General features: G+C 64.6%; 25 protein-coding genes. 12 read left to right on the top strand and 13 right to left on the bottom strand.

The features are described from left to right. The first annotated feature begins 18 nt into the window (after window positions 1-18). Window positions 19-999, top strand: a complete 981-nt coding sequence (locus EPL01_RS10285) for an aldo/keto reductase (RefSeq protein WP_135825182.1) — start codon at window positions 19-21, stop codon at window positions 997-999. Here the strand turns inward: EPL01_RS10285 and EPL01_RS10280 are convergent. Continuing rightward, window positions 996-1,919, bottom strand: a complete 924-nt coding sequence (locus EPL01_RS10280) for a CPBP family intramembrane glutamic endopeptidase (protein ID WP_210424121.1) — start codon at window positions 1,917-1,919, stop codon at window positions 996-998. The genes EPL01_RS10285 and EPL01_RS10280 overlap by 4 nt on opposite strands. Window positions 1,920-2,088: 169 nt before the next feature. Here EPL01_RS10280 and EPL01_RS10275 point away from each other — a divergent pair, with 169 nt between their 5' ends. Then, entirely contained in the window at window positions 2,089-3,309 is a 1,221-nt protein-coding gene (locus EPL01_RS10275; protein ID WP_246045669.1) for an MFS transporter, read from the top strand. A gap of 35 nt (window positions 3,310-3,344) precedes the next feature. On the opposite strand, the gene EPL01_RS10270 is transcribed toward EPL01_RS10275, so the two are convergent. From EPL01_RS10270 to EPL01_RS10250, 5 genes are all read right to left on the bottom strand, one after another. Continuing rightward, window positions 3,345-4,682, bottom strand: a complete 1,338-nt coding sequence (locus EPL01_RS10270; protein WP_135825180.1) for an ABC transporter ATP-binding protein — start codon at window positions 4,680-4,682, stop codon at window positions 3,345-3,347. Further along, entirely contained in the window at window positions 4,675-5,757 is a 1,083-nt protein-coding gene (locus EPL01_RS10265; protein WP_246045681.1) for an ABC transporter ATP-binding protein, read from the bottom strand. The genes EPL01_RS10270 and EPL01_RS10265 overlap by 8 nt, the downstream gene beginning before the upstream one ends. A gap of 89 nt (window positions 5,758-5,846) precedes the next feature. Beyond that, entirely contained in the window at window positions 5,847-7,019 is a 1,173-nt protein-coding gene (locus EPL01_RS10260; protein ID WP_135825178.1) for an ABC transporter permease, read from the bottom strand. Window positions 7,020-7,119: 100 nt separating this feature from the next. Beyond that, window positions 7,120-8,088 (bottom strand): ABC transporter permease, encoded by a 969-nt coding sequence (locus EPL01_RS10255; protein WP_135825177.1) that lies wholly within the window; start codon window positions 8,086-8,088, stop codon window positions 7,120-7,122. 13 nt (window positions 8,089-8,101) lie between these two features. Continuing rightward, window positions 8,102-9,982: an ABC transporter substrate-binding protein gene (locus EPL01_RS10250; protein ID WP_135825176.1), complete on the bottom strand. Its 1,881-nt coding sequence runs from the start codon at window positions 9,980-9,982 to the stop codon at window positions 8,102-8,104. A 181-nt stretch (window positions 9,983-10,163) separates the two neighbouring features. Between EPL01_RS10250 and tuf the strand changes: the two genes are divergently transcribed. Together tuf and EPL01_RS10240 are read left to right on the top strand one after the other, a co-directional pair. Continuing rightward, window positions 10,164-11,429, top strand: coding sequence for a translation elongation factor EF-1 subunit alpha (tuf, locus tag EPL01_RS10245; protein WP_135825175.1), 1,266 nt, complete (start codon window positions 10,164-10,166; stop codon window positions 11,427-11,429). A gap of 115 nt (window positions 11,430-11,544) precedes the next feature. Then, on the top strand, window positions 11,545-11,727 hold the full coding sequence (locus EPL01_RS10240) for a DUF5786 family protein (RefSeq protein ID WP_135825174.1): 183 nt from the start codon (window positions 11,545-11,547) through the stop codon (window positions 11,725-11,727). Between the two features lie 26 nt (window positions 11,728-11,753). On the opposite strand, the gene EPL01_RS10235 is transcribed toward EPL01_RS10240, so the two are convergent. The 3 genes from EPL01_RS10235 to EPL01_RS10225 all read right to left on the bottom strand — a co-directional run bounded on the left by EPL01_RS10235 (window position 11,754) and on the right by EPL01_RS10225 (window position 14,839). Beyond that, window positions 11,754-13,250 carry a tripartite tricarboxylate transporter permease gene (locus EPL01_RS10235; RefSeq protein WP_135825173.1) on the bottom strand — a complete coding sequence of 499 codons (1,497 nt, stop codon included), beginning with the start codon at window positions 13,248-13,250 and terminating at the stop codon, window positions 11,754-11,756. Further along, window positions 13,251-13,754: a tripartite tricarboxylate transporter TctB family protein gene (locus EPL01_RS10230; RefSeq protein ID WP_135825172.1), complete on the bottom strand. Its 504-nt coding sequence runs from the start codon at window positions 13,752-13,754 to the stop codon at window positions 13,251-13,253. Window positions 13,755-13,819: 65 nt separating this feature from the next. Continuing rightward, entirely contained in the window at window positions 13,820-14,839 is a 1,020-nt protein-coding gene (locus tag EPL01_RS10225; protein ID WP_246045668.1) for a Bug family tripartite tricarboxylate transporter substrate binding protein, read from the bottom strand. 141 nt (window positions 14,840-14,980) lie between these two features. On the opposite strand from EPL01_RS10225, the gene EPL01_RS10220 reads away from it, so the two are divergent. Beyond that, the gene (locus EPL01_RS10220) at window positions 14,981-15,667 is read left to right on the top strand and encodes a uracil-DNA glycosylase family protein (protein ID WP_135825171.1); all 687 of its coding nucleotides are present in this window, start codon (window positions 14,981-14,983) and stop codon (window positions 15,665-15,667) included. 20 nt (window positions 15,668-15,687) lie between these two features. Here the strand turns inward: EPL01_RS10220 and EPL01_RS10215 are convergent, their stop codons facing one another. Next, on the bottom strand, window positions 15,688-16,017 hold the full coding sequence (locus tag EPL01_RS10215; RefSeq protein ID WP_135825170.1) for a hypothetical protein: 330 nt from the start codon (window positions 16,015-16,017) through the stop codon (window positions 15,688-15,690). 119 nt (window positions 16,018-16,136) lie between these two features. Here EPL01_RS10215 and EPL01_RS10210 point away from each other — a divergent pair, with 119 nt between their 5' ends. Both EPL01_RS10210 and EPL01_RS10205 read left to right on the top strand, forming a co-directional pair. Continuing rightward, a complete protein-coding gene (locus EPL01_RS10210; RefSeq protein WP_135825169.1) occupies window positions 16,137-16,418 on the top strand; it encodes a hypothetical protein in 282 nt (93 codons plus the stop codon). Between the two features lie 269 nt (window positions 16,419-16,687). Then, window positions 16,688-17,044: a GerW family sporulation protein gene (locus EPL01_RS10205; RefSeq protein ID WP_135825168.1), complete on the top strand. Its 357-nt coding sequence runs from the start codon at window positions 16,688-16,690 to the stop codon at window positions 17,042-17,044. Window positions 17,045-17,537: 493 nt separating this feature from the next. Here EPL01_RS10205 and EPL01_RS21580 read toward each other — a convergent pair whose 3' ends face one another. Continuing rightward, window positions 17,538-17,711: a hypothetical protein gene (locus tag EPL01_RS21580; protein WP_168215862.1), complete on the bottom strand. Its 174-nt coding sequence runs from the start codon at window positions 17,709-17,711 to the stop codon at window positions 17,538-17,540. Between the two features lie 96 nt (window positions 17,712-17,807). Between EPL01_RS21580 and EPL01_RS10200 the strand changes: the two genes are divergently transcribed. Continuing rightward, window positions 17,808-18,347, top strand: a complete 540-nt coding sequence (locus tag EPL01_RS10200; RefSeq protein WP_135825167.1) for a YciE/YciF ferroxidase family protein — start codon at window positions 17,808-17,810, stop codon at window positions 18,345-18,347. A 36-nt stretch (window positions 18,348-18,383) separates the two neighbouring features. On the opposite strand, the gene EPL01_RS10195 is transcribed toward EPL01_RS10200, so the two are convergent. Then, window positions 18,384-18,632 carry a hypothetical protein gene (locus tag EPL01_RS10195; RefSeq protein ID WP_135825166.1) on the bottom strand — a complete coding sequence of 83 codons (249 nt, stop codon included), beginning with the start codon at window positions 18,630-18,632 and terminating at the stop codon, window positions 18,384-18,386. Window positions 18,633-18,777: 145 nt separating this feature from the next. Between EPL01_RS10195 and EPL01_RS10190 the strand changes: the two genes are divergently transcribed. The 4 genes from EPL01_RS10190 to EPL01_RS10175 all read left to right on the top strand — a co-directional run bounded on the left by EPL01_RS10190 (window position 18,778) and on the right by EPL01_RS10175 (window position 23,253). Then, a complete protein-coding gene (locus EPL01_RS10190) occupies window positions 18,778-19,815 on the top strand; it encodes an MBL fold metallo-hydrolase (RefSeq protein WP_135825165.1) in 1,038 nt (345 codons plus the stop codon). 39 nt (window positions 19,816-19,854) lie between these two features. Further along, on the top strand, window positions 19,855-20,571 hold the full coding sequence (locus EPL01_RS10185) for a ThuA domain-containing protein (protein ID WP_135825164.1): 717 nt from the start codon (window positions 19,855-19,857) through the stop codon (window positions 20,569-20,571). Window positions 20,572-20,691: 120 nt separating this feature from the next. Continuing rightward, the gene (locus EPL01_RS10180; RefSeq protein WP_135825163.1) at window positions 20,692-22,320 is read left to right on the top strand and encodes a hybrid sensor histidine kinase/response regulator; all 1,629 of its coding nucleotides are present in this window, start codon (window positions 20,692-20,694) and stop codon (window positions 22,318-22,320) included. 123 nt (window positions 22,321-22,443) lie between these two features. Beyond that, complete coding sequence (locus EPL01_RS10175) at window positions 22,444-23,253, top strand: DUF8054 domain-containing protein (RefSeq protein WP_135825162.1); 810 nt, start codon at window positions 22,444-22,446, stop codon at window positions 23,251-23,253. 106 nt (window positions 23,254-23,359) lie between these two features. On the opposite strand, the gene EPL01_RS22465 is transcribed toward EPL01_RS10175, so the two are convergent. After that, window positions 23,360-23,485 (bottom strand): hypothetical protein, encoded by a 126-nt coding sequence (locus EPL01_RS22465; RefSeq protein ID WP_281275362.1) that lies wholly within the window; start codon window positions 23,483-23,485, stop codon window positions 23,360-23,362. Window positions 23,486-24,610: the final 1,125 nt, after the last annotated feature.

Genomic DNA, 24,610 nt, shown 5'->3' with positions numbered 1-24,610 from the left:
AACACCGACATACGGAACATGGACTACGTCCGACTCGGTTCGACCGGCACCAAGGTCTCGGAAATCTGCTTCGGGACGTGGCGCTTCGCCAAGGAGTCAGACGGCACCGTCGAGACCGACCGCAAGACCGCCCACGAACTCCTCGACACGGCGTGGGACCGCGGGGTCAACTTCATCGACACCGCGAACGTCTACGGCGACCCCAACGGCACCGCCGAGGAGTGGATCGGCGACTGGTTGGCCGACTACGACCGCAGCGACTTCGTCCTCGCGTCGAAGGTCTACTTCGGGTTCGCCGACGGGCCGAACGACCGAGGACTCTCGCGCAAGCACATCCGGGAACAGATTAACGGGACGCTCGAACGCCTCGGGACCTCCTACCTCGACGTGTACTACATCCACCGCTGGGACGACGAGACGCCCATCGAGGAGACCCTGCGGACCCTGAACGAACTCGTCCGCGAGGGGAAGGTCAACTACCTCGCCGCGAGTTCGATGGCCGCGTGGCAACTCACCAAGGCGCTCTGGACCAGCGACGTGGAGGGGATAGAACGCTTCGAGGTCACCCAACCCCGGTTCAACGCGGCCTACCGCGACCCCGTCGAGGACTACCTCGACGTCTGCGCCGACCAGGACCTCGCGGTCTGTCCCTACTCACCCCTCGAAGGCGGATTCCTGACCGGCAAGTACGAGCGCGAGGGCGATGGACCGGAGGGGTCGCGTGGGGACCTCTACGACTGGAAGAACCGGTTCGACGAGCGCCAGTGGGACGTGCTGGACGCGATTCGAGAGGTCGCCGACGAGGAGGGCGCGACCCCCTCGCAGGTCTCGCTCCGGTGGCTGGCCGACCAGCGCGAGTTCCAGTGCGTCCCCATCGTCGGCGCGCGGACGACCGACCAACTGGAGGAGAATCTCGGTGCCGCAGACGTGTCGCTGTCGGACGAGCAGTTCGAGCGGATTGAGGAAGCGTACGAGGAGGGGACGAGTAGGAGTTCCTAATCCCCGCCAACCTCCTCCCGACCGTCGCCACCGACGTCTCCGGCGTCTCGCCCATCGCCGCCCACATCCCCGGCGAGGGGTATTCGGCCGCGGGCCAGCGTCTTCGGCCCGTAGTAGGCCACGACAGCGAGCGAGAGGACGACGTAGACCAGCAGGTGGACCGCGACGACGGTGCCGACCGCTCGCTGGTCCACGACGCCGTCTATCAGAATCCGGTCGGCCGAGAGCGGAATCAGCACGTCCGCGGTGTTCGCCATCGTGTGGAACACCATCGCAACGAGGACGCTCCCCGTGCTGTTGTACACCCACCCGAGGAGGACCGAGAGCGTCAGAATCCCGCCGAACCAGCCGACTTGGTTGACGAGCGGGAAACTCGAATGGGGCGTGACGGGCGCGAAGAAGTACGGGAGGTGCCAGCCAGCCCAGACGACGCCGATGAGGAGGCTCGCCCGGAGCGCGCCGTAGCGTTCGTTGAGCCGCGGTTGGGCGAACCCGCGCCAGCCCGGCTCCTCGTTGAGGCCGCCGCTCAGGACCAGCGTGAACAGGAAGATGCCCACGAATATCGCGGGGGACGGGAGCGACTGTCCGAAATCCACCGGTCCGCGAAGCGCGAAGATGCCGCCGGTAATCAGGCCCGCCGCGACCAGCGGGAGTCCGAGCGCGACGACCCACCAGAGCCAACCGACGCGCCACTTCGTAATTTGACTCGCCCACGCGCGAACGTCGTCGCCCCGGAGCCACGTCACCGCCGCCGCGCTGACGGGCGGGCCGAAGCTCCCGACGTAGACGAGAATCGCCGCGGTCCAGCTCGGGTCCATGAACACCGCCGGGGACGAGAGTATCCACGTGTAAGCGTACGCTCCGAGGAAGAACGCCGAGACGGGATGGTCGTCCACGAGCGGGACTCGACTGTTCGACATACGCCGGATAATCCGACCAGCGACGTAAGTGTTGTCATCAATCTTAAACTTTGACAACAAAGCTACTCAAATGTTTTTGAGCCAGCGCGCTGCCGGTAGGCGAATCCGGGTCTCTGGGCCGATTTCCGACAAAGCCGGAATTTTATACCAGCCCCGAAAAGGTAGCGCCGTGTCCGATTCGAGGAGTTCCGCTCGTCGCCGAACTGTCGGTCTCGTCGCCGGAGTCTTCCTGCTCTCGACCGCCGCGGCGGCCTACGAAATCGCGCCCGCCAGCGTCCTGCCCCTCGTCAGGGACTCCCTCGGCGTGGGGCCGACCGCGGCGTCGTGGCTCGTGAGCGTGATGTACCTGACCTCGGTCGTCGCCAGCGTCCCGGTCGGCGTCGTCCTCGACCGCGTTCGAGTCCGGTGGGCGGTCGCCGCGGCGGGCGTCGCGCTCCTCGTCGCCGGAGGCTGGGGCTGGTTCGCGGCGACCGCGGGGGCCTACTGGTGGCTGTTCGCCTCCCGAATCTTGGGCGGCCTCTCCTACGTCGTGGTCTGGAACGCTGGCGCGAATCTCGTCGGGCAGGCGGTCGAACCCGACGTTCGAGCCACCGCCGTCGGCGTGTTCACCGCGAGCGCGCCGGTCGGATTCGCGCTCGGGCAGTTCGGCAGTCCGCTGGTCGCCGACCCGTTCGGCTGGCCCGCCACGCTCCCGACGTTCGCGGCCATCGCGGCGGTCGGCGTGGTCGTGTTCCTGCTGGCGACGCGGGGCCGCGGCGGCCTCAACGTCGAGACCGACGCGCCCGACCGCTCGGACGTCCGCGAGCTGTTCGCCAACCGGGCGGCGTGGACGCTCTACGGTCTGTGCTTTCTGGCGTTCTCGCTCTACCTGTTCCTCAACAGTTGGCTCCCGAGCTATCTGACCGAGCAGTTGGGCGTCTCGCTGGCGCTGAGCGGCCTGCTGACCGCGCTCTTTCCGGCGGTCGGGGTCGTCTCGCGGACCAGCGGCGGGGTCCTCTCGGACCGCCTGTTCGGCGGCGAGCGCAGGCCGGTCGCGCTCCTGTCGTTCGTCCTCGCCGTGCCCGCCGTGGTGGGGTTCGTCTTCGTCACGCAGGTGCCGGTCGTGGTGGCGCTCCTGCTGGTCGCCGGGTTCTCGGTCCAACTCGCCATCGGCCTGCTGTACACCTACATCGTGGAGGTGGTCGCGCCCGCAGTCCGGACGACCGCGGTCTCGATGCTGACCAGCGTGGGCCTGCTCGGGGCCTTCCTCGCGCCCATCGTCGGCGGGGAGATTATCGGTCGAGCCGGGTATCGGCCCGCGTTCCTCCTCGCTGGCGCGGTCGCGGTGGCCGGGGTCGCGCTGGCGTGGTACGCGCCGGACGCGGTGCGAAGAGACGGAACCGAGTCGTAAGACCCGATACTCTGTGCCGGTTCGAAATCGAGCGGTCAGTCCTCCGGCGTCTGCGACCGGACGGCGTCGGCCTCGACTGCCTCGCGGTGGAGGTGACACGCCGCCGGATGTCCAGCCTCGGTGTCCCGGAGGTCGGGATGCTCGCGCTCGCAAATCGTCTCGAACTCGTCGGCCAGCAGGTCGCGGGCCGCGTCGGCCTCGCCGTCGACCAGCGAGGAGAGCGCGTCCTGAAGAACGCGCTCGGCCCGGTGGTCGGTCAGTTCGGGCGGAATCGAGAACTCGTCGCGGACCGCCCGCGCGAGTTCCTCGCGGGTGACCGCCTCGGGGTCGGTGGCCTCGCCCTCCGCGACGGCGAACTCCCGTGCGGCGTCCAAGTCGAGGGTGCCCTGTTCGAGTCGGACCCGGAGGTCCATCACGGCCCGCCAGTTCTGTTGGTCGAAGTCGTAGCCCTCGGGTTGGATGATTTCCGGGCATCGGGTGTGGAACCGACAGCCAGCGGGCGGGTTCGACGGCGAGGGCACGTCGCCCGAGAGTTCGACGCCCTCGCCGCGTCGGCGTGGGTCGATGGAGGGGACCGACGCCAGCAGAGCGCGGGTGTAGGGGTGCTGTGGCTCCTCGAAGATATCCACCGTGGGACCTGTCTCGACGATTTCGCCGAGGTACATCACCGCCACGCGGTCGCAGACCTCGCGGACGACCGCCATGTCGTGGCTGATGAACAGAATCGAGAGGCCGAACTCGTCTTGGACGTCTTCGAGCAGGCCCAGAATCTCGGCCTGCACCGACACGTCGAGCGCCGAGACGGGTTCGTCGGCGACCACGAGGTCCGGGTTGACCACCAGCGCCCGAGCGATGGCGATGCGCTGTTTCTGGCCGCCCGAGAACTCGTGGGGGTAGCGGTCGTAGTCCGACGCCGAGAGGCCGACGCGCTCCAGCAGGTTCTCCACGATTCCCCGCCTGCGGCGGCGGTCGGCCATCCCGTGGACCAGCAGGGGTTCGGCGACAGACTGGCCGACCGGCATCCGCGGGTCGAAGCTCGACGTGGGGTCCTGAAATATCATCTGGGCCTCGCGCCGGAAGGCCTTGAGTTCGCCCGAGTCGTAGTCCGTGACCGACTCGCCGCGGTAGGAGACCTCGCCGTCGGTCGGTTCTTCCAGTCGGAGGAGCGAGAGCGCCGCGGTGGACTTGCCGCACCCCGACTCGCCGACCAACCCGAGCGTCTCGCCGGGGTACACGTCGAACGAGATGCCGTCTACCGCTCGGACCCGGCCGACTTCGCGGCGGAGGACGCCCTCCGTGATGGGGAAGTGCTTGACGAGGTTTCTGACCGAGAGAACCGGTCGCTCCTCGCCGACGGCCCCGTCGTCACTCATCGTCCTCGTCCTCCCGCGAGTCGTCGGGTCTGACATTCGCTCTGTCGCTAACTCCTCCCCCGCCTCCGCCGTCCGGGAAACTCGGCCGACTGCTCGCCTCGCCCGTGATGGCGGTGGGGTCGTGGCTCCCGTCGTAGTAGACGCACGAGACCTCGTGGTCGTCGGCGACCTCGTAGAGCGGCGGTTGCGCGCCTTCCCGGCACTCGGGCAGGGCGTGCGGGCATCTCGGGTGGAACCGACAGCCGTCGGGCGGGTTCGTCGGGTCCGGCAGGCGACCGGGGATGCCCCGCGTCTCGCCGCCGCGGCCGGGCAGGCAGTCCAGCAGGGCGCGAGTGTAGGGGTGGGCCGGGTCCTCGAAGATGTTGTATACGTCGCCCGACTCCATCACCTTCCCGGCGTAGACGACCACCACGCGGTCGGCGACCTCGGCGACGACGCTCAGGTCGTGGGTGACCAGCAGGACCGCCATGCCGAACTCCTCGCGCAGGTCGGCCAGCAGGCGCAGGATTTGGGCCTGAATCGTCACGTCGAGCGCGGTGGTCGGTTCGTCGGCGATGAGGAGGTCCGGGTTCGCGGCGAGGGCCTGAGCGACCACGACGCGCTGTTTCTGGCCGCCCGAGAACTCGTGGGGGTAGTCGCCGTACCGGGCCGCGGCCTCCGGAATGCCGACCTGGTCGAGCAGGTCGATGGCTCGCTCGCGGGCCTCCTTACGCGAAGCGTCGGTGTGGAGTCGGACCGCCTCCGCGACCTGCCAGCCCACGGTGTAGACCGGGTTGAGCGCGTTCTGTGGGTTCTGGAAGATGTGGCCGATTCGACCGCCGCGAATCTTCCGGAGTTGCTTCTCCGAGAGGTCCGAGAGGTTCTGGCCGTCGAAGACGACCTCGCCCTCGATTTCGCCGGGCGGCGACTTGACGAGTCGAGTGATGGCCTCGCCGGTGACGGTCTTGCCCGACCCCGACTCGCCGACCAGACAGACCGTCTCGCCGGGATACACGTCGAACGAGACGCCATCGACTGCGCGGACCACGCCCTCCTCGGTCCGGAACCGGACGCGGAGGTCCCGAACCGAGAGCAGGGGATTGCGCCCCTCGCGGTCGGTGGCGTCGAGGGTGGCATCGGAGGTGGCGTCGCGGGCGGCGTCAGGGGTAGCGGAATCGTTTCCGCTCACTCTCCTCCCTCCTGTCTCGGGTCGAGCGCGTCCCGGAGCGCGTCGCCGAGGAAGTTGAACGCCAGAATCGTGAAGAACAGGAAGAAGCCCGGAATCGTGGAAATCCACCACGCCGACGAGAGGTCGCCCCGGCCGTCGGCGATGACCCGACCCCACGAGGGGACCGTCGGGTCGCCCAGTCCGAGGAAGGAGAGGGCCGCCTCCGCGAGGATGAGACTCGGAATGAGGAGGGTCGCGGCGGTGATGACCGTGTTCGAGACGTTGGGCACGAGGTGCCGCCAGATGACGTAGGGCGTCGAGGCCCCCGCGCCCTTCGCGGCCCGGACGAACTCCTCTTCGCTTCGCTGGAGGGCCTCGCTCCGGACGAGGCGCGCAATGGCTCCCCACCCGGTCAGGCCGAAGATGAGGATGAGCAGAAAGAGGCTCCCGCCGAAGAGGTAGACCAGCAGGAGGTAGAGGAAGAAGGTCGGGAAGGTCAACTGGATGTCCACGTAGCGCATCAGCACCTCGTCCACGTAGCCCCCGAGGTAGGCCGCGGTGGTGCCGACCGCGGTGGCGAGGACGATGGTGATGAACGTGGCGATGAGGCCGACCTGCATGCTGACCTCCATGCCGAAGACGACCATCTTCAGGATGTCCTTGCCCTGCCCGGTCGTGCCGAACGGATGCGCCCACGTCCCCTGACACCGACCGTCTACGACCTCGCCAGCGCAACTCACCGGCACGTCGGCCGGGACGCTGGAGTACACCGGCGGCTGGTAGGCCGCGAGCGTGTCGAGTTGCGGCGGTTCGATGAACGCGGTTCCGACGGTGCCGACGACGAAGATGACCAGCAGGTAGACCAGACTCACGACCGCCGCGCGGTTCTTCCGGAACTGGTGCCAGTAGTGGACCGTCAACCGGCGATTGACGACGAGCGGGACCACGCCGTAGAAGACGATAGCCAGCAGTGTCAGCAGGAAGAGCCAATCGACGGCCGTGACGTTCCACCCCGCGACCGGAATCGTGGGTTGATCCTCCGCCACGAGGAGGTAGTCGTAGCCGAGTAGGAGGGCGTAGGCCACCAGCGACGCGACGAACGCCAGCGTTCGTCGCGGGACCGCGAGGCCGCCGAGTTCGTCCCAGTCCACGTCCTCGAATCGCTCGGGGTCGCCGGACTCGGTCGCCATTAGCGGTTGGCCTCCGTTCGGGAATTGTCTTTACCAAACTTACTATTTCTTTTAGCAATAATTTTGTTTTCAAAGAGTGACTGCTGATTTCTCCCACGCATCATCTATCACCGTAGTCGATTCGCGGGTCCAGAATCGTGTACGCGAGGTCTTGCAGGAGATTGCCGATGACCGCGATGAGGACCGGGATGAAGGTGGTCCCCAGCACCAGCGCGGTGTCCTGGTTCAGAATCGCGTCGAGGCTGAGTCGCCCGAGGCCCGGAATCCCGAAGACGACCTCCACGAGATATGAAGTCGTCAAGATGAGGCCCAGCAAGTCCCCGACCAGAATGGTCGAGAGCGGCACGAGCGCGGGCCGGAGGATGTGGCGCGTCAGGATGCGCCGCCCGTCCGCGCCCTTGGCCTTCGCGGTCTTGACGAACTCGGCGTTGACGTACTCCAGCGCCTCGGCCCGCGCGTAGCGCATCTCGCTGGCGATGGCGGCCGTCGTCAGCACGAACACGGGCAAAACGAGTTGCTTGGCGTTCGCCACCGAGAAGACCGGCACGTTCGGGTCGAACAGGACCGGCACCCACCCCAACTCGACCGCGAACACCAGCAGGAGGATGATGCCGAACCAGAAGTTCGGGATGGAGATGCCGAAGAAGGCGACGAAGGTGCCCGCGTAGTCGGCCAGCGTGTATTGATGGGTCGCCGAGTAGAGGCCGATGGCGATGCCCACCACCGTCGAGATGAGGACCGCCGGAATCCCGTACATCAGCGAGTAGGGGTAGGCGTCAAGGATGGCCTCGACGACCGGTTGGGAGCGCGTGTCCGACCAGCCCCATTCGAGGGTGAAGACGTTTATCATGTAGTTCGAGTACCGCTCCCAGAGCGGCGCGTCGAGTCCTCGCCGCGTCTCGTAGGCCTCTCTCGCGGCCTCGGCGCTCCCGCCGCCCTGCGCGGCCTGAAACTGCAACTGGGCGGCCTGCGCGTCGGGCGTGACCTCCAACAGCAGGAAGGTGATGGTAAGGATGATGAACGTCGCCACGAAGGCCCACGCGAGCCGTCGGGCGACGTACCAGTACATGCTCACTCGGGAATCACTCCTGCTGGAAGTACCACGTGTTGGCGTTCCAACCGAAGTCGAAGACCTCCTGGGGACCCTGCACCTCGTCTTGGAAGCCGTCGATGTCCACGCCCATGTTCATGAAGTTACACGGCTGCTCCTCGCTCAGGATACCGAAGACGCGGGCGTAGAGTTGCTGGCGCTGGGCCTCGTCGGTCGCGCTCGACGCTCGGTCGTAGAGGCTCGCCATGTCGGCCTCGGGCACGTACCCGTAGTAGTTGGTCGAGGAGGTCCGGGTCCAGAACGACCGGGTGGAACTCGGCGTCCGCGGATACGTGTTGAAGATGATGCCGTACTGCATGTCCCAGGACTCCTCGCTGAAGGCCTCGTCGCGCGGCCCGGCGTTGAACGGCCCGGCGTTGTACTCGGGTTCGCCATCGCCCCGGTAGGAGTTCTGGGCGTACTTGCTCAGCAGGGTGTTGAACTGCACCCCTTCGAGTTCGACGTTGATGCCGATTTTGGCGTACTCCTGCTTGATGAACTCCACCGTCGTCCGGGTCGTCTCGGTGCCGACCGGCCAGACGAGTTTCAGCGTGAGTTGGTTCCCGTTGGGACCGACCACGGTATCGCCGTCGTAGGTGTACTGCGTTCCGCCGAGAGCCTCCCCGAGGCGGCTCCGGGCCTCCTCGGAGCTGTAGGCGTCTCCCACGCCGGTCTCGACGACCTGCGAGTCGTCGTACCACCGCGAGAACTCGGGTTGGAAGGTGTGGGCGACCGACCCGAACCCGCGCAGGATGTTCTCCACGACGGCGCGCTTGTCCACCGCGTAGGAGAGCGCCTTCCGGACCGCCGTCTTCCGGAAGGGTTCCCAGCCGTTGGCCCGCTGGTTGTAGATGAGCAGCGAGTTGAACGGTTGTGGCGCGACGTTGACGTTCACGTCCTGATCGTCCTCGAACTGCGAGACCTTGTTCTCGGGAATCGAGGTCTGGGTAATCTCGCCCGTCTGAAGCGCCGAGAGTCGCGTGCTCTCCTCGGGAATGACCTGATAGGTCCAGCTCTCGAAGTAGGGCGCGCCCTGCCACGCCGACTGGTTGTACTCCTCGGGGATGTTCTCGACGTTCTGCATGTAGTAGTCGTCGTTGCGACTGGCGACGAACTCGGCCTCGCGGTTCCACCGCTCGAAGCTGTACGGTCCCAGATTGCCCGAGTAGGCCAGCGTCTGGACCTCCTCGTCCTGCTGGAGGCCCTCCAAGTCCTTGTCCGGGACGTACTTTTCGAGGAGGCCTCTCGGCATGCAGAACTCGCCCCACATGATGGGTTTGAGCGGGAAGGCCGGGTCTACCTCCGGCAGGCGAATCTCGAAGGTCAACTCGCCGGTCTGTTCGACCGGTACGAACTCGCCGTTTCGCTGCCAGTCGCTCTGGTTGGCGAAGCCCGCCCAGTTGTCCTCGGCCTGAAAGACCTCGGTTATCATGTACACCCAGTCGTCGGCGGTCATCCGGCCGTAGTCGCCGCCCCACTGGAGACCTTCGCGGATTTCGACCGTGTAGGTCCGGCTGTCCTCGGTAGAGATGTCACACCAGAGCGGAAACACCTCCGAGTTCGGCGGCGGCGTCAGCGCGTAGGCCCCGTCGAGTGTCAGTCCGACGCGGTTCGCCGACGGCACGTCCGCGATTTGGACGAAGTTCAGCGTCTCGGCGTCGGTCGAGTCGCCGACGACGTAGTCGCCCTGTACCGACCGGTCGCCCTGATTGCCCTGTCCGGTCGTCGTCGTTTCCTGTCCCCCCACGCTCCCGGCGGTTCCGAGTCCGGCGGCCCCCGCCGCCCCCACTCCCAACACTTTCAGCAGGCCACGGCGATTCGGGAACAGAAGTGCGCTCGGAGCGTCACTTTGTTCCTCGTTACCGAGTGCCATAGAAGTATATAATGGACTATGATTAGATATACACTTGGGTTTACACCCCGCACCCGTCTGTGAATTCAACGACACGAATCGGTTAGTTGCGTCGCTGAGGGCGTGAACGCCCTATAAATCCGGGCGTCGGTAATTATTTTGCCTCTGGGTGACGATTCCTAGAGTCAGAGGGCGAGAGACAATGCCAGACAAGCCACACCAGAACTTGGCCATCATCGGCCACGTAGACCACGGGAAATCGACGCTCGTCGGACGACTCCTCTTCGAGACGGGGAGCGTTCCGGAACACGTCATCGAACAGCACAAAGAAGAAGCCGAGGAGAAGGGCAAGGGCGGCTTCGAGTTCGCCTACGTCATGGACAACCTCGCCGAGGAGCGCGAGCGCGGCGTCACCATCGACATCGCCCATCAGGAGTTCGAGACCGACACCTACTACTTCACCATCGTGGACACCCCCGGTCACCGCGACTTCGTGAAGAACATGATTACGGGGGCCAGTCAGGCCGACAACGCAGTCCTCGTGGTGGGGGCAGACGACGGCGTCGCGCCCCAAACGCAGGAACACGTCTTCCTCGCGCGCACCCTCGGAATCAACGAACTCATCGTCGCGGTCAACAAGATGGACACGGTCGAGTACGGGGAGACGCGCTACAAGGAGGTCGTCGCGGAGGTCAGGGACCTCCTCGACCAGGTCCAGTTCAACACCGAAGACGCAGAGTTCATCCCGATTTCGGCGCTCGAAGGCGACAACGTCGTGGAACGGAGCGACAACATGGACTGGTACGACGGCCGACTCGTGCTGGAGGCGCTCAACGATTTGGAGGAGCCAGAGCCGCCGACAGACGCGCCGCTCCGACTGCCGATTCAGGACGTGTACACGATTTCGGGCATCGGGACCGTGCCGGTCGGGCGCGTCGAGACGGGCGTGCTGAACACCGGGGATTCGGTCTCGTTCCAGCCCTCGGACGTGGGCGGCGAGGTCAAGACCATCGAGATGCACCACGAGGAGGTCCCGCGGGCCGAACCCGGCGACAACGTCGGGTTCAACGTCCGGGGCGTCGGCAAGGACGACATCCACCGCGGCGACGTCTGCGGCCCGGCCGACGACCCGCCGAGCGTGGCCGAGACGTTCAAAGCCCAAATCGTCGTGATGCAACACCCCTCGGTCATCACCGCGGGGTACACGCCGGTCTTCCACGCTCACACCGCACAGGTCGCCTGCACGCTGGAGTCCATCGACCAGAAGATAGACGCCTCCTCGGGAGAGGTCGAGGAGGAGAACCCCGACTTCATCCAGTCGGGCGACGCGGCCGTGATTACGGTCCGACCCCAGAAGCCACTCAGCATCGAACCGTCGAGCGAGATTCCCGAGCTGGGTAGCTTCGCCATTCGGGACATGGGCCAGACCATCGCGGCGGGTCGCGTGCTAGAGGTCAACGAGCGGTAAGCGCACCAAACGGCGACGGACGCCGGGGACAGAGCGACAGCCCGGCGATTCGGGGGAATCGCCGGGCGAGCTACACATCGTTTGATTTTACTACTCGTGCGAAAGTCGTTGTAACATGGGTTTTGGTAGCTACGACGAGTCCGAGCAGAAGGACCAAGACAGTGATTTCGACGAGGACGACGCCGTCAACGTTCACGAGAACTCCCACGAGGGAGAGATTTCGTTCGACTCGGAGGCCTCGCAGGACGAACTCCTCGACCAACTGGACGAAATCAAAAACAGCGGCGACGAAGAGTAGAGCGGTCGCGGACGCGGAGCGGGTCGTCAGGCCGGTTCTGATTTTCTCTCGCGCCACGCCTGCACGAACGGAAACACCAGCGACGCGACTGCGAGAATCAGTATCCCGAGCGTGAGCGGTTCGGAGTAGAAGATATCGAGCGACCCGCCCGAGAGTTGGAGAGAGCGACGGAGGTTCACCTCGGCTATGGGGCCGAGGATGAGGCCAAGAACCATCGGAGCGAGCGGATAGTCTTCGACTCGCATCACGTAGCCGAGGACGCCAGCACCGAGCGCCACCCACACGTCCAGCATGTTCCCGCGGAGCGCGAGCGACCCGACCAGCGAGAGGACGAGTATCGCGGGCCAGAGGTATCGCGCCGGGAAGTCGATGAGCCGCGCCCAGTAGCGCGCCCCGACGAGACCGAGGACGAGGATGACGACGTAAACCGTGAAGAACCCGACGAAGATTGCGTAGACTAGCGCGGGTTCGTCTTGGAACAGGCCCGGACCGGGACGGATGCCGTGGACCATCAGCGCGCCGATGAGGATGGCAGTCACCGAATCGCCGGGAATCCCCAGCGTCAGGGTGGGAATTAGCGCCCCGCCCGTGCTGGCGTTGTTTCCCGATTCGGCCGCGGCCACGCCCCGGATGTCGCCGTCGCCGAACGACGATTTGGCCCCCTTCAGCCACCGCTTGGCCTCGTTGTACGTCACGAACGAAGCGATGTCGCCGCCCGCGCCCGGAATCGCACCGATGAAAGCACCCGCGACGCTAGACCCGAGCGTGACGTTCCGAATCTCGCTGAGGTCTTCCCAGTCGGGAATCACGCCGGTCAGTTCCTGTGAAACCTCTTCACTACCGATGCCGCGCTGGTACCTGAGCAGCCCCTCGCCGATGCCGAACAGTCCGATCATCACCGCGATGAACTGGATTCCCGAGGTCAGCGCCTCGAAACCGAACGAGAACCGGGGGTAGGCGAGGACCGGGTCGAGTCCGACCGTCGCCAACAGCATCCCGAGCAGGCCCGAGAGAAGTCCCTTGACGAGCGAGTCGCCGCTGACGCTGGCGATGATTGTCAGCCCGAAGACCGCCAGCGCGAAGAACTCGGCCGACCCGAACTGGACCGCGACCGACGCGATTTGTGGTGCGAGCAGCGTGAGCAAGACGACGCTGACCGCACCCCCGACGAACGACGCGACCGTGGCGACAGCTATCGCCCGCCCCGCGAACCCGCGTTCGGCCAGCGGGAAACCGTCGAAGACGGTGGCGGCCGCGCTCGGCGTTCCCGGCGTCCGGATGAGGATGGCTGGTATCGACCCCGCGTAGAGCGCGCCGCCGTAGATTCCAAGCAGGAGCATCATCCCCTCGGCCGGTTCCATGCCGAACGTGAACGAGACCAGCACAGCGACGGTCATGGTCGCGGTCATCCCCGGAAGCGACCCCATCGTCATGCCGATGAGGACGCCCGTCACGATGAGCGTCAGCGCGAACGGTTGGAAGACGAGCGCCGCGCCCTGAAGCAGGTTGCCGACGAGGCTCATCTACACGACCCCCGCCAGCGGGAGCGACGGAAGCCATCTGGCGACCGACACGACGCTTCCTTCCGGAAAGGGGACGTGCAGGAACTCGCCGAACACGTAGTAGAGCGCGAGACTGAGGGCGACGGCGAGCGTCCCCGACCGCGAGTAGCTCTCGACCCCCGAGTAACGCATCGTCACCACCAGAAACGCCACCGTGTCGAGGACGAACCCGACAATCGGCATCAGGGCGACGTACGCTACCAGGAGTCCGACCGGGACCGCGAACCGACCCGCGTCGGTCGCGGAAACGTCGTACGAGCGGGCGTCGCTCGACGCCGCGCTCCGGACGAAGAGGACGCCCGCGAGGAGCGCGATTACCGACGCGATGAGACGCGGGAAGAACGCCGCACCGGGCGAGTCGCCGAAGCCGCTCGGGAAGTCCCGACTGGCGACGAAGACCCCGACCGCGAGACCGACTAGCAGTACTGCCGCCACCTTGTCCGTGTGTCGTATCTGGAGAGACATTGTGAGTGATTCGCCCCGCCAGCGAAGGCGGGCGAGTTGCGGCGCGGTCGCAAGCTACGACGTGGTCATCCGTCGTTCCCGCCGCGGCCGAGGCCGAGTTGGTCGACGATGCCCTCGAACCGGTCGAGTTCGCTCTGCATGAACTGGCCGTACTCCTGCGGGCCGCGGTAGACTAGTCCGAACCCGTTCTGGTTCATGAAGTTCTGGAACTCGTCGGACTCGTAGACCGACCGGTAGGCGTCGTGTAGCTCCTGCACTCGTTGGTTCGGCGTTCCCGCGGGGACGCCCAGACCGCGCCACGCGCCGATGGTCACGTCGATGTCCCGCTCCCGAAGCGTCGGCACCTCGGGGAAGAGGTCGCTTCGCTCTTCGCCGAAGACTGCCAGCATGTTGAGCGGGCCGTCCTGCACCTGCGGGGCGACCTCCGCCGGACTGGCGGTCGTCGCCTCGACCTCGCCGTTGACGACCGCTTGGGTCGCGGGCGCACCGCCGTCGTAACCGATGTGTTCGACCTCGATACCGACGTTCTGTGCGAACTGGGCCGCCGAGAGGTGCCAGATGGCACCGATGCCCGAGTTGGAGATGCGAATCTCGCCCGGGTTCTCCTCGGCGTAGGAGATGAACTCCTCGATGGTGCTGTACGGCGCGTCCTGATGGACAGTCAGCGACGCCGGGTCGAAATTGTACTGCATGACCGGTGCGAAGGCGTCGGGCGTGATGTTTGCGATGCCGAGGTGCGAGATGGTACAGATTTCGACCGTCAGCACCCCGACCGTGTGGCCGTCGGCCTCGGCGTTCGCCGCCCGCCTGAAGCCCGCACTCCCGCTCCCGCCCGTTACGTTGGAGACGAAGAACGAGGTGTCCATCTGGTTCTCGGCCAGCGATGCGAGTTGCCGGGCGGTCCGGTCGGTCCCCCCGCCCGCGGCCCACGGAACAATCATCTCGATGTCACTGCTCGGGAATCCGTCTTGTCTCGCGTCGAGGTAGCCGGGCATCCCGGCGAGACCCACCGCCGACCCCGTGCCAACTGCCTTCAGAAAGGTTCTGCGCTCGGTCGTTCTCGTGTCGTTGTCGTCCCCCACCATGACAACTGATAACTATCATCAAATTCGGTTAAGAACTTTTTGCGTATTCTGTTATAGGACGCCGGAATGAAGATTTCTGATGGGGGTTCGCGGTAACCTCGAACCGGGGCGAATTTAACGCTCAGCGCGCTACGTGATAGCGTGAAGAACGTCACGGACAGAACCAGCAATCCCTTCGGAATGTCCCCGCCCTGCCAGCACGAATGCGACGAGAGCGGTGAGTCCGGAGTGCGGGCCGTCTTCGGCTACGGCGACGCCAACGCCGACGTTCACGTGGTCGGCGACCACCCGGGCGTCCACGGCGGCGCAGCGACGGGCGTGCCCTTCACCGGGGGCACGGCGGGCGAGCGCCTCCAGCCGATTTTGAACGACGTCGGCCTCCTCGGCGACGCCTACAGCGACGAACCGGCGGCGGCGAACGTCTTTTTCAGCTATCTCCACGTGTGCTGTCTGCCGGAGAACCGCGCGCCGACAGACCGCGAGTACGCCGACTTGGAGCCGTTTTTCGACGCGGAACTCCGGGCCATCGCGGCCCACGTCCTCGTGCCGGTCGGCGAGCGCGCGACTCGCTACGTCCTCGGGACCTACGCCGCCCGCGAGGCGATGCTCGACGCCGCGGACGGCGAGGACCCGATGGCGGACCTCCACGCCGACCACCTGCCGGGTCGAGGTTTTCTGGTCGTGCCGGTTCGGGACCCGAGCGACTGGGAGGAGGGCGACGGCGAACGACTGGCCTCCTCGCTGGCGGACCTGCTGGCGACGGACTACCGCCAGACCGCCGACTTAGGGCGGTTCTTGGCGGAGCACGACACCTACGAAGTGCGGTAGCGAGCGGTCGAGATTCGTTTTCACGACAGCGCGCGATACCCTTGCACCGCTTTCGCCAGACTCACGACTCCGACGAGTGCGAACATCAGCGTCAGAAGTGTCGTCCCGTAGTGGAGGTAGTAGCTCGTCGCCTTCAGGAGTGCCAGCAGGCCCACGACGGGGAGCAGATAGTAGTAGACGTTCTCTCGTCCGCGGAGTACGAACGCGCCGCCGACGGCCAGCACGCCGAAGAACGCGGTCAGGAGCGGTGCGCCCAGCCCCCACATCGTGACCGTGTAGGCGGCCGCCGCCCCGCCGACCAGTAGCAGACCCCACCCGCCGATGCGGCGTCGCCAGCGTCTCGTGTCCATGTCCCGACGAAGCAAGCACTCCGTGGAAACAGTATCGGTCTGAGTCGTGCGAAGCGCACCCCCGTGGCCGCCCGGCGCGCGACCGGAACTTTCGAGCGACCCCGCCCGCTATCGCAGGTATGAGCAAAACCGTGGACGACCTCCGGAACGAAATCCGGCAGGCGGTCGGGCGATACGAGCGCGTCGAATCGACCGCGTTCACCAAGGAAGCCCTCGCGGCAATCTGCGACGCCGTGGGCTACGACATCGACGCGAATCGCCTGCCCTCCAAACCACAGATGCGGGCGGGCGTTCTCTGGAAAATCGGCGAGTTGGACGACGACGACCCCGAGGAGGCCGAGCGCCCCTTCCGGAAGGCGCAACTCGAATCCGTCGCGGCGGCGCTTCGGGACGAGGAGTAGTCGCGTCGCGGTTCGCTCTGAGTGAGTCAGTTATATTCGAGAAGGGTCGCCGACCAGTCACTTCGCTCGGGGGAGCAACCACGAGCCTGGCGTCTGCGCGAGCAAAGCGAGTGCAGGCTCGTCACGAGCGAAGCGAAGTGACGGCGGACTGAAAGGGCGAGGGCTTTCGAAACCTACGTCGATGTGTTCGTGGCTTACCTGAGCAGTACCGAATCAGTCGAGGCGAGTCTCTTTCACCCTCGGCGTCGAACCCCTGTCGGGGAACAGCCATGAGCGTCAATCAAATCGAATCCATCGTGGAGCGACTCCAGCACAGCGCGACGGTCCGGTCGGTCTTCGGCGACCCGATAGAGCGCGGCGACCGGACGGTGGTGCCGGTCGCCCGCGTGGCCTTCGGGTTCGGCGGCGGGTACGGGAGCGGCGGCGAGGAGAAGAGCGAAACGAGCGGTCAAGGCGGCGGAGGCGGTGGCGGCGCGTCCGCGACCCCCGTCGGCGCGCTCGAAATCACCGACGAGGACACGCGCTTCGTCCGGTTCGACGAGCGACGGCGCTCGCTCGGATTGCTGGTCGTCGGGTTGGTCGCGGGGATGTTGCTCGGGAAGCGGTCGGCGAAGGAGGAGCATTAAAATTCGTTGTTTAAGCACTTATTTGATATATTTAATATATTTGTATGTTTTTCTGGGTGAGGAGGGATGCGGATGTCGAGGAGAAGCCTAGCTATCGCTGACTCGCGGGAGGACCCCCAATCAGAGTGGAACGCAACCGGAGAAGCAGACAGAGATAGCTTCAGGCTTGAACAGAGGAGTTACTGCAACCGGACAGCACCAGAACTGCACAGCACCGGACAGCACCCCGACCGCACGGCACCGGACAGCACCCCGACCGCACAGCACCGGACAGCACCCCGACCGCACGGCACCGCCGACCGCGGGCCTCACGCCTCCCCAACCTCCTCGCTCACTCCCGGCGGTCGTTCGCTCGTCCCTCGCGCGAATTGGCCAGCGCACGAGAGCGCTGGCCAAGCGCGCGCCGGAGCGGAAAGAGAAATTCACGACGTGAGTGCTGTCTCTCGGCGCGAAGCGCGAGAACCACGCTAGCCTTGCAAGCCGCGAGGACCGATTAGTCTTCGTAGGTCCGCCCGCCGGGGACGATTGCGTCGAAGAACCCCCGAAAAATCCCCACCACGAGGTCCAGCAGTAGCGGAACCAGCGGGACGACGACGATGAACGCGACGAGCGCGCCGACGACGACGGCGACGGCTTCGAGCGCGGTCGTGGGCTTCGGAACGGCCATAGCGTCGCTAACGGTCCCGGTCGTGAAAATAGTGGCGCGGCGCGTTCGAAAGACGCGGGCCGAAGTTTCAGTCGGCAACAATTGCTAAGGACGTGTGTGGCTTACCGAGTCGGGATGACGCTCGACTCATCCGGCGACCTCGACTCGCCCGACGACCTGTTCGAGTACGAACTCCGCGGCGTCTACTACGGCGAGCGCCGACTCGCCGATTTGCTGGACGAACTCCAGACCAGCGCGACCGATTCGGACCTCGTGGACGGGTTCGCCAGCCACCGCGACGAGACCCGAGACCACGTCGCGCGCCTCGAGCGCGCCTTCGACGCGCTCGGACTCGAACCCCGCGAGCGGACCGTCCCGACGTTCGACGCGCTCACCGAGGAGAAGCGCACGGCCGACGACGAGGCCGTGGACGAGGCGGTCCAGAACGCCCTCTACAACCACGTCGGGCGGAAGGCCGAGCGCCTCGAACTCACCGAGTACGAGGGACTGCTGGCGCTCGCGGACGTCCTCGACGTGGACGACGAAGTTGTGGACCTCTTAGAACGGAACCGTGACGAAGACGAGGACGCACTTGACGAACTCGAATCCGTCTCGGAGGGCGGCCAGTTCCAGTCGTTCGTGGACCGACTGCTCTGAAAAGCCAGTTGCCGCGCTCTACTCGCTCCCGCTCTCCTACTCCTCGAACTCCGACCCGCAGTTGCCGCAGGCCATGCTCGCGGAGGGGAGCGAGCGTTGGGGCGTGACCAGCCCGCAGTCGTCACAGATGCCGAACAGGCGTTTGTCGGGGTCGATGCCGCTGACGAACTCCATCCGCACCCACGCCTCGGAGTTTCGCTCGTCGTAAATCTCGACGCCGCCGTCGGTTCGCTTCCAGTTTATCGGGTCGCCGTTTTGCTCCCGTCGCTCCAGTCGTTCGCTCATCGCGTGGTCGAAGGGCGAGCAGTATCTATCATAAAAGTTCCGTAATAATATTTACTACAGGTGCAGTAAAACTCTGTTCATCGCGGGAGGGCGAAGAGAATGCCGAGAGAGAAAACGACTTATCTGACACGGGCGGAGTACGAACGTGAAACGGATTCAACTCGGGAACACCGTCTTCGAGGGCGAGAACGACGTGTACCTGTTCGGCGCGGACGCCGCGTCGGCGGACGCGGAAACTGGTGCTGGCGAGAACGCCGAGACGACCGCAATCGTCGATACCGGCGTCGCCACCGACGAGGGCCGCGAGCAACTCCGCGAGGGCCTCGCCGAGTACGGCGTCGAGTTCGCCGACGTGGACGCCATCTTCCTCACGCACTGGCACCACGACCACACCGGACTCGCGGGCGAGATTCAAGACGAGAGCGGCGCGACGGTCTACGTCCACGAGGAGGACGCCGAGATGGTCGCGGGCGACGGGGCGAACCACAAGGCCGAAATCGAACAGCGCGGCCTCTTCGAGCGCTGGGGGATGCCCGACGAGAAAGCGGCCGAACTGCTGGATTTCCTCGGCGTTCACGACGAGATTCAAGGCGACTCGCCCACCGTCGAGACGGTCAGCGACGGCGACCGCTTCGAGTTCGGCGGCGTCGAGTTGGAAGTCGTCCACCTCCCCGGCCACGCCGCCGGGCTCTCGGGACTGGCGTTCGAGGGCGAGGAGGGACGGGAACTCCTCTCGGGCGACGCGCTCCTCCCGCGCTACACCCCGAACGTCGGCGGCGCGGACCCCCGCGTCGAGGACCCCCTCGGGACCTACCTCGACTCGCTCCGGCGGATTATAGATAGTGACTTCGCCCGCGCGTGGCCCGGCCACCGCGACCCTATCGAGGACCCGACAGACCGAGCCCGCGAAATCGCGGCGCATCACCGCGAGCGAACCGAGCGCGTGCTGGAGGTCCTCCGCGAGCGCGGGACCGCCGACGCGTGGACCGTCAGCGCCGACCTCTTCGGCGAGTTGGAGGCGATTCACATCATGCACGGTCCCGGCGAGGCGTGGGCGCACTTAGACCACCTCGAACGCGAGGGCGTCGCGGAAGAGGTCGAAGAGGGATACGAACTGCGAGATGAGAGTCCCGATTTGGACGCGATGTTCGAGCGCGACGGGTCATCCGTCGCGCCGAGATAGCCTCAGCACTGATTAGTCGTCCCGCCCTACGTCGGGAGCATGACCACCGTCACAGTCTGGAACGAATACCGCGTCGAGAAGGAAGACGAGGAGGCCCGCGAGGTCTACCCCGACGGCATCCACGAGGCCATCGCCGACTTCCTCCGAGACGAGGGCTTCGACGCGCAGACCGCCACCATCGACGAACCCGAACACGGCCTGACCGACGAGGTGCTGGACGAGACCGGCGTGCTGACGTGGTGGGGCCACGAGGCCCACGAGGAGGTCGAAGACGAGGTAGTCGAGCGCGTCCGCCAGCGAGTCCTCGAAGGGATGGGCCTGCTGGTCCTCCACTCGGGGCACTTCTCGAAGATTTTCAAGCGCCTGATGGGGACGACCTGCGACCTGAAGTGGCGAGAAGAGGGCGAGAAGGAGCGACTCTGGACTGTCGAACCCGGCCACCCCATCGCCGAAGGAATCCCCGAGTCTATCGAGGTCCCCGAGGCCGAGATGTACGGTGAGCGATTCGACGTGCCAGCGCCCGACGCCCTCGTGTTCACGAGTTGGTTCGAAGGCGGCGAGGTGTTCCGGAGCGGATGTTGCTACCGGCGGGGCGCGGGCCGAATCTTCTACTTCCGGCCGGGCCACGAGACGTACCCGATATATCACCAGCCGGAAATCCAGAAAGTCCTCGCAAACGCGGTCGAGTGGGCGGAAGACATCGGTTCGACCCCACCTTCGTTCGGTAACGCGCCGAAGCCGCCAGAGGGAATCTAAGCGCGGGGTTTTCGGCGAGTAATCATCTCTGATAAACGGACATCAGTTTTGATAGCGGAGTATGTAAAGTTAAAAGAAGGAAACAATTTATTAGGAAGCCGCGAAACCGGCAAGACGTAGATGGTCGCGCCCCGCGTATTGCACGTCGAGGACAACGACTTTTTCGCCAGAGTAGCGTCGGGAGTTCTCGCCGACGACTACGGCATGGACGTGCATACAGTGGACAACGCCGAGGCGGCACTCGACCGCCTCGAAGTCGAGGAGTTCGACTGCGTCGTCAGCGACTACCAGCTGCCGGGGATGGACGGACTGGAGCTTCTGGACGCGGTCCGAGACGCTCGTCCCGAGATGCCGTTCATTCTGCTGACCGGCGGCGGAAGCGAGCAGATAGCGAGCAAGGCGATTTCCGCGGGCGTCACGGACTACCTCAAGAAAGGCGACGACAAAGAGCAGTTCGCGGTACTGGCAAACCGCATCGAGAACGCCATCGCCAGACGCCGCACCGAGCGACTCGCCGACCGCCAAATCGAGGTCAACGACCTCATCTGGGACGTGAGCCAATCGGTCCTCCGGGCCTCCTCGCGCGAGGCCATCGAGGAAATCGTCTGCGAACGCCTCGCGGACTCCTCGCCGTACGTGCTGGCGTGGGTCGGAAACGTAGACGACGAGGCCGCGTCGGTTCGCCCACAGGTGTCCGCGGGTGTCGAGCAGCGCTATCTCGACGCCGTGGTGCTGGACGCCGACCGAGAAGGCCGCGACCGAGTGGCCGTGCGAGAGGCGGTCGAAACCCGCTCGGTGCAGGTCGAACAGCGCGCGAGTCTGGAGGGCGAGTTCGAGTTGAAGACCGACGTGGGCGACGCCGCGAGCGGCGGCTGTAACCGGTACGCCGTCGCGGCCATCCCGCTGGTGTACGAGGACCGGGCCTACGGCGTGTTGAGCATCTGGTCCGACGTGCGCCACGCCTTCGGCGAGACCGAGCGCCGCGTCCTCTCGAAGTTCGGCAGCAACCTCGCGTACGCCATCGACTCTGTCCAGACCCGCAAGCAACTCGTCCAGCGCGAACAGCGGCTGCAGGTGTTCAACCGTATCCTGCGACACAACCTGCGCAACGACCTCAACGTGGTGTTGGGCCGGGCCGAGAACATCGGCGAGAAGTTCCCGCCCGCCGCCAAGGAGGCCGAGGTCATCGAGCAGAAGGCGAGCGAACTCATCGAAATCAGTGAGAAGGCCCGCGAAGTCGGCAAGACGCTCGACCGCGAGGACTCGACCAAATCGCAGGTCGACGTAACCGAGTGCGTCGAGCGCACCTGCGAGGAGTTCCGCCAGTCGCACCCCGAGGCCGAGATTACCACTCAGAGCCCCGAGTCGCTGTGCGTGTTCGCCGACAAGACCTTGGAGGCCGCGATAAGCGAACTGGTCGAGAACGCCATCGAACACAACGACGACCCGTCGGTGACCGTCACGGTGTCGAGCACCGAGGAGGACCGCGAGTGGGTCGAAGTCACCGTCTCGGACGACGGGACGGGCATCCCCGCCGAGGAGCGCGAAGTCCTCACGGAGGGCGAGGAGACCGCGCTACACCACGGAAGCGGTCTCGGGCTCTGGCTCACCAACTGGATAGTCGGGAAGTTCGGCGGCGAGGTCACCTTCGACGACTACCACACCAACGGCGGCGCGGTGACGCTCCGACTCCAACGCGCGGTCGAGACGGTCTCGACGTGGCGAGACGCCTCTGCGCTCGAACGCTGAGAAACGGGGCGCACTCTAAGCGAGAGGCCGAACTCCGAGAGGGGCAAATGCGGAATTAGTCGGGGACGTGTCTATTTTCTTTAACAACAGATATATATGGTGAAAATAAAGAATACAGACAATATGAGTACGAAATCGACAGGGTTCGTGGAACGGTTCCGACAACCGGAGTACACTGGTGAGAACCGGTGTACCCCGTGTACCATCGTCAACGTCGTCATCGCGGCGGTCGGGAGCGGACTGGTCTCGTTCGTCGTGACGCCGTTCGGCGGTGCGGTACTGTTCGCGCTCTCGCTCGTGACGATTTACCTCCGGGGCTACCTCGTGCCGGGGACGCCGTCGTTCACCAAGCAGTACTTCCCCGACTGGGTGCTGGCGAAGTTCGACAAACTCGAAGACGAGACCCCCGAGGTCGCCGAGGAGGAGCGCGAACCCGAGCAGGTGCTGGCCGACGCCGGAGCGGTCGAACCCTGCGAGCAGATGGACGACCTCTGTCTCTCCGACTCCTTCCGGAAGGTCTGGCACGAGAACATGGACGCTATCAACGCTGAGGGGACCGAAAAGAGCGACCTCGGCCGCGTCCTCGACGTGGACGAGGACAAGCTCTCGTTCGACGAACACGACGAGGCGCTGGTCGCCCAGTACGACGGCGGCCGCCTCGGCCAGTGGGAGTCCCGCGCGGCCCTCATCGCAGACCTCGCGGCCGCGAAGCTGCTGGAGAACCGCTACGACGGCTGGGACGCCCTGACGGTCACGAATCAGAGTCGCGTCCTGAGCGGCCTCCGCATCTTCCTCGAATCTTGCCCCGAGTGCGGCGGCGACATCACGATGGAGCAGGAGACCGTCGAGTCCTGCTGTCGGACGATGGACGTCGTGGCGGTCAGTTGCGCCGACTGCGACTCGCGGATTCTAGAAGTCGAACACGACCAGTAGGACGGCTGTTTTCGGTCGTTCGACGTTTCTCTCTCCGAATAGCTCAGCGAGATACGAGGCACCGAAAAGCAAAAGATAGAACCGTAGAACTGCACTCGACGGAGTGCTATTTTTCGATGAGTTCTCTTTCGAGTTCGTCGTCCTCGAAGTTACCTTTCGTAACAGACGTTCCGACGACGATTGGATCACCGTCGTCGTCTAATGTAACTTCCTCCTCGTCCGTGTCGGTCATGTATCCGCATTTCTTTCCCACGAAGTTATAACTTTGGCACCACCTCCATTTCACGCTAACTCTGCCCTGTTGCTACGTTCCGACCTCAGCGTAGGAAATCACCTATCGGTGTTCTTTCCACTCTTCGTAATCGCTCTGAATATTCGATATCCGACCGATAATTGCGACGAGAACAAGAATCGAAAACCAAACACCGAGACGAAGATACCCGGAGAAGAAAGTAGAAAATGCGCCGACGAAGACAGCAGTAGAGAGCAAAATTACAGCAGTCAAGACGAGTAGAATTGTAACACTAATGTAAAAAGCATTCTTGACGTTTGCGCGACGGTTGATCGTAATCAGCGAGCGTATGCCTTGGCGAGTCCACGGTCTACCTCCGACTGTTCCAAATCAGAAGTAACGAACGTTTGGATAGTCTGGGGAGAGATACCGACGCGAGACTCAGTGGCAGTATAGGTGATACCTGCAGCAACAATCGAACTGACTAGAACTACGATTCCACTGATGGAAAAGGAGTTGACGAAGGGAGTCGCTTCGATAGTGTTCGATTTCGAAGCGAAAGAGAACCCACTCAAAAGTAACCCCGCTAGAACAATATTCGCCCGCATCAATTTACTCGCCTTCGTGTCAATATCACTGAGTCCGTTGTTTAGATTGTCAACGGTCTGGCGGCCTTCGCGCCGCATCAGCGTCGCAATGTTGTCTTCGCCGATTGGTGGCCCGTAGGTGGATGTCGTGGAAGACTGTCGGCTAGCATCCGAGTCTAACTCGTCTTCCGACATAATCTGATACTGAATCACCGTCGATATTGGATGAATATTGTCAAATTAGTCTATCAATAAGAAACGGTCCTCGTCTACCCCATCGTTTCCGCTGTCTTCTGACCTGACGAACGGTAAGTCGTTCGACCGCCGGTGTTTCTCCGATTTGCCATCAGCAAGTTCCCCGAAGTCAATATCAAGGTTTCCGTCGTCTAGAAAGGTAGGATTTTACCGCCACGCCACACCGAGATTTCCGTTGTTTGGAACACGGGAGAGTCGGAAAGCTACCCCGCTGTTTCCGCTGTCTTCTCTCACGAAGTCGAAGGTGAAGTTCGAGATGGAGAAATTCCGCCCGGGACAGCGG

The organism is Halorussus ruber (assembly GCF_004765785.1).
Taxonomy (GTDB): Archaea; Halobacteriota; Halobacteria; order Halobacteriales; family Haladaptataceae; genus Halorussus; species Halorussus ruber.
Note: the sequence above shows the minus strand (reverse complement) of the source record. Positions and strands in the feature narration are given on the sequence as shown.

Bases quoted from the DNA above. Each gene is read 5' to 3' on its own strand.
- EPL01_RS10210 (WP_135825169.1), top strand. From the start codon at position 16,137: ATGAGCAAAACCGTGGACGACCTCCGGAACGAAATCCGGCAGGCGGTC.
- EPL01_RS21580 (WP_168215862.1), bottom strand. From the start codon at position 17,711: ATGGCCGTTCCGAAGCCCACGACCGCGCTCGAAGCCGTCGCCGTCGTC.
- EPL01_RS10205 (WP_135825168.1), top strand. From the start codon at position 16,688: ATGAGCGTCAATCAAATCGAATCCATCGTGGAGCGACTCCAGCACAGC.
- EPL01_RS10230 (WP_135825172.1), bottom strand. From the start codon at position 13,754: ATGTCTCTCCAGATACGACACACGGACAAGGTGGCGGCAGTACTGCTA.
- EPL01_RS10185 (WP_135825164.1), top strand. From the start codon at position 19,855: ATGACCACCGTCACAGTCTGGAACGAATACCGCGTCGAGAAGGAAGAC.
- EPL01_RS10285 (WP_135825182.1), top strand. From the start codon at position 19: ATGGACTACGTCCGACTCGGTTCGACCGGCACCAAGGTCTCGGAAATC.
- EPL01_RS10215 (WP_135825170.1), bottom strand. From the start codon at position 16,017: ATGGACACGAGACGCTGGCGACGCCGCATCGGCGGGTGGGGTCTGCTA.
- EPL01_RS10255 (WP_135825177.1), bottom strand. From the start codon at position 8,088: ATGTACTGGTACGTCGCCCGACGGCTCGCGTGGGCCTTCGTGGCGACG.
- EPL01_RS10280 (WP_210424121.1), bottom strand. From the start codon at position 1,919: ATGTCGAACAGTCGAGTCCCGCTCGTGGACGACCATCCCGTCTCGGCG.
- EPL01_RS10250 (WP_135825176.1), bottom strand. From the start codon at position 9,982: ATGGCACTCGGTAACGAGGAACAAAGTGACGCTCCGAGCGCACTTCTG.
- tuf (WP_135825175.1), top strand. From the start codon at position 10,164: ATGCCAGACAAGCCACACCAGAACTTGGCCATCATCGGCCACGTAGAC.
- EPL01_RS10270 (WP_135825180.1), bottom strand. From the start codon at position 4,682: ATGAGTGACGACGGGGCCGTCGGCGAGGAGCGACCGGTTCTCTCGGTC.
- EPL01_RS22465 (WP_281275362.1), bottom strand. From the start codon at position 23,485: ATGACCGACACGGACGAGGAGGAAGTTACATTAGACGACGACGGTGAT.
- EPL01_RS10180 (WP_135825163.1), top strand. From the start codon at position 20,692: ATGGTCGCGCCCCGCGTATTGCACGTCGAGGACAACGACTTTTTCGCC.
- EPL01_RS10195 (WP_135825166.1), bottom strand. From the start codon at position 18,632: ATGAGCGAACGACTGGAGCGACGGGAGCAAAACGGCGACCCGATAAAC.
- EPL01_RS10225 (WP_246045668.1), bottom strand. From the start codon at position 14,839: ATGGTGGGGGACGACAACGACACGAGAACGACCGAGCGCAGAACCTTT.
- EPL01_RS10260 (WP_135825178.1), bottom strand. From the start codon at position 7,019: ATGGCGACCGAGTCCGGCGACCCCGAGCGATTCGAGGACGTGGACTGG.
- EPL01_RS10235 (WP_135825173.1), bottom strand. From the start codon at position 13,250: ATGAGCCTCGTCGGCAACCTGCTTCAGGGCGCGGCGCTCGTCTTCCAA.
- EPL01_RS10240 (WP_135825174.1), top strand. From the start codon at position 11,545: ATGGGTTTTGGTAGCTACGACGAGTCCGAGCAGAAGGACCAAGACAGT.
- EPL01_RS10175 (WP_135825162.1), top strand. From the start codon at position 22,444: ATGAGTACGAAATCGACAGGGTTCGTGGAACGGTTCCGACAACCGGAG.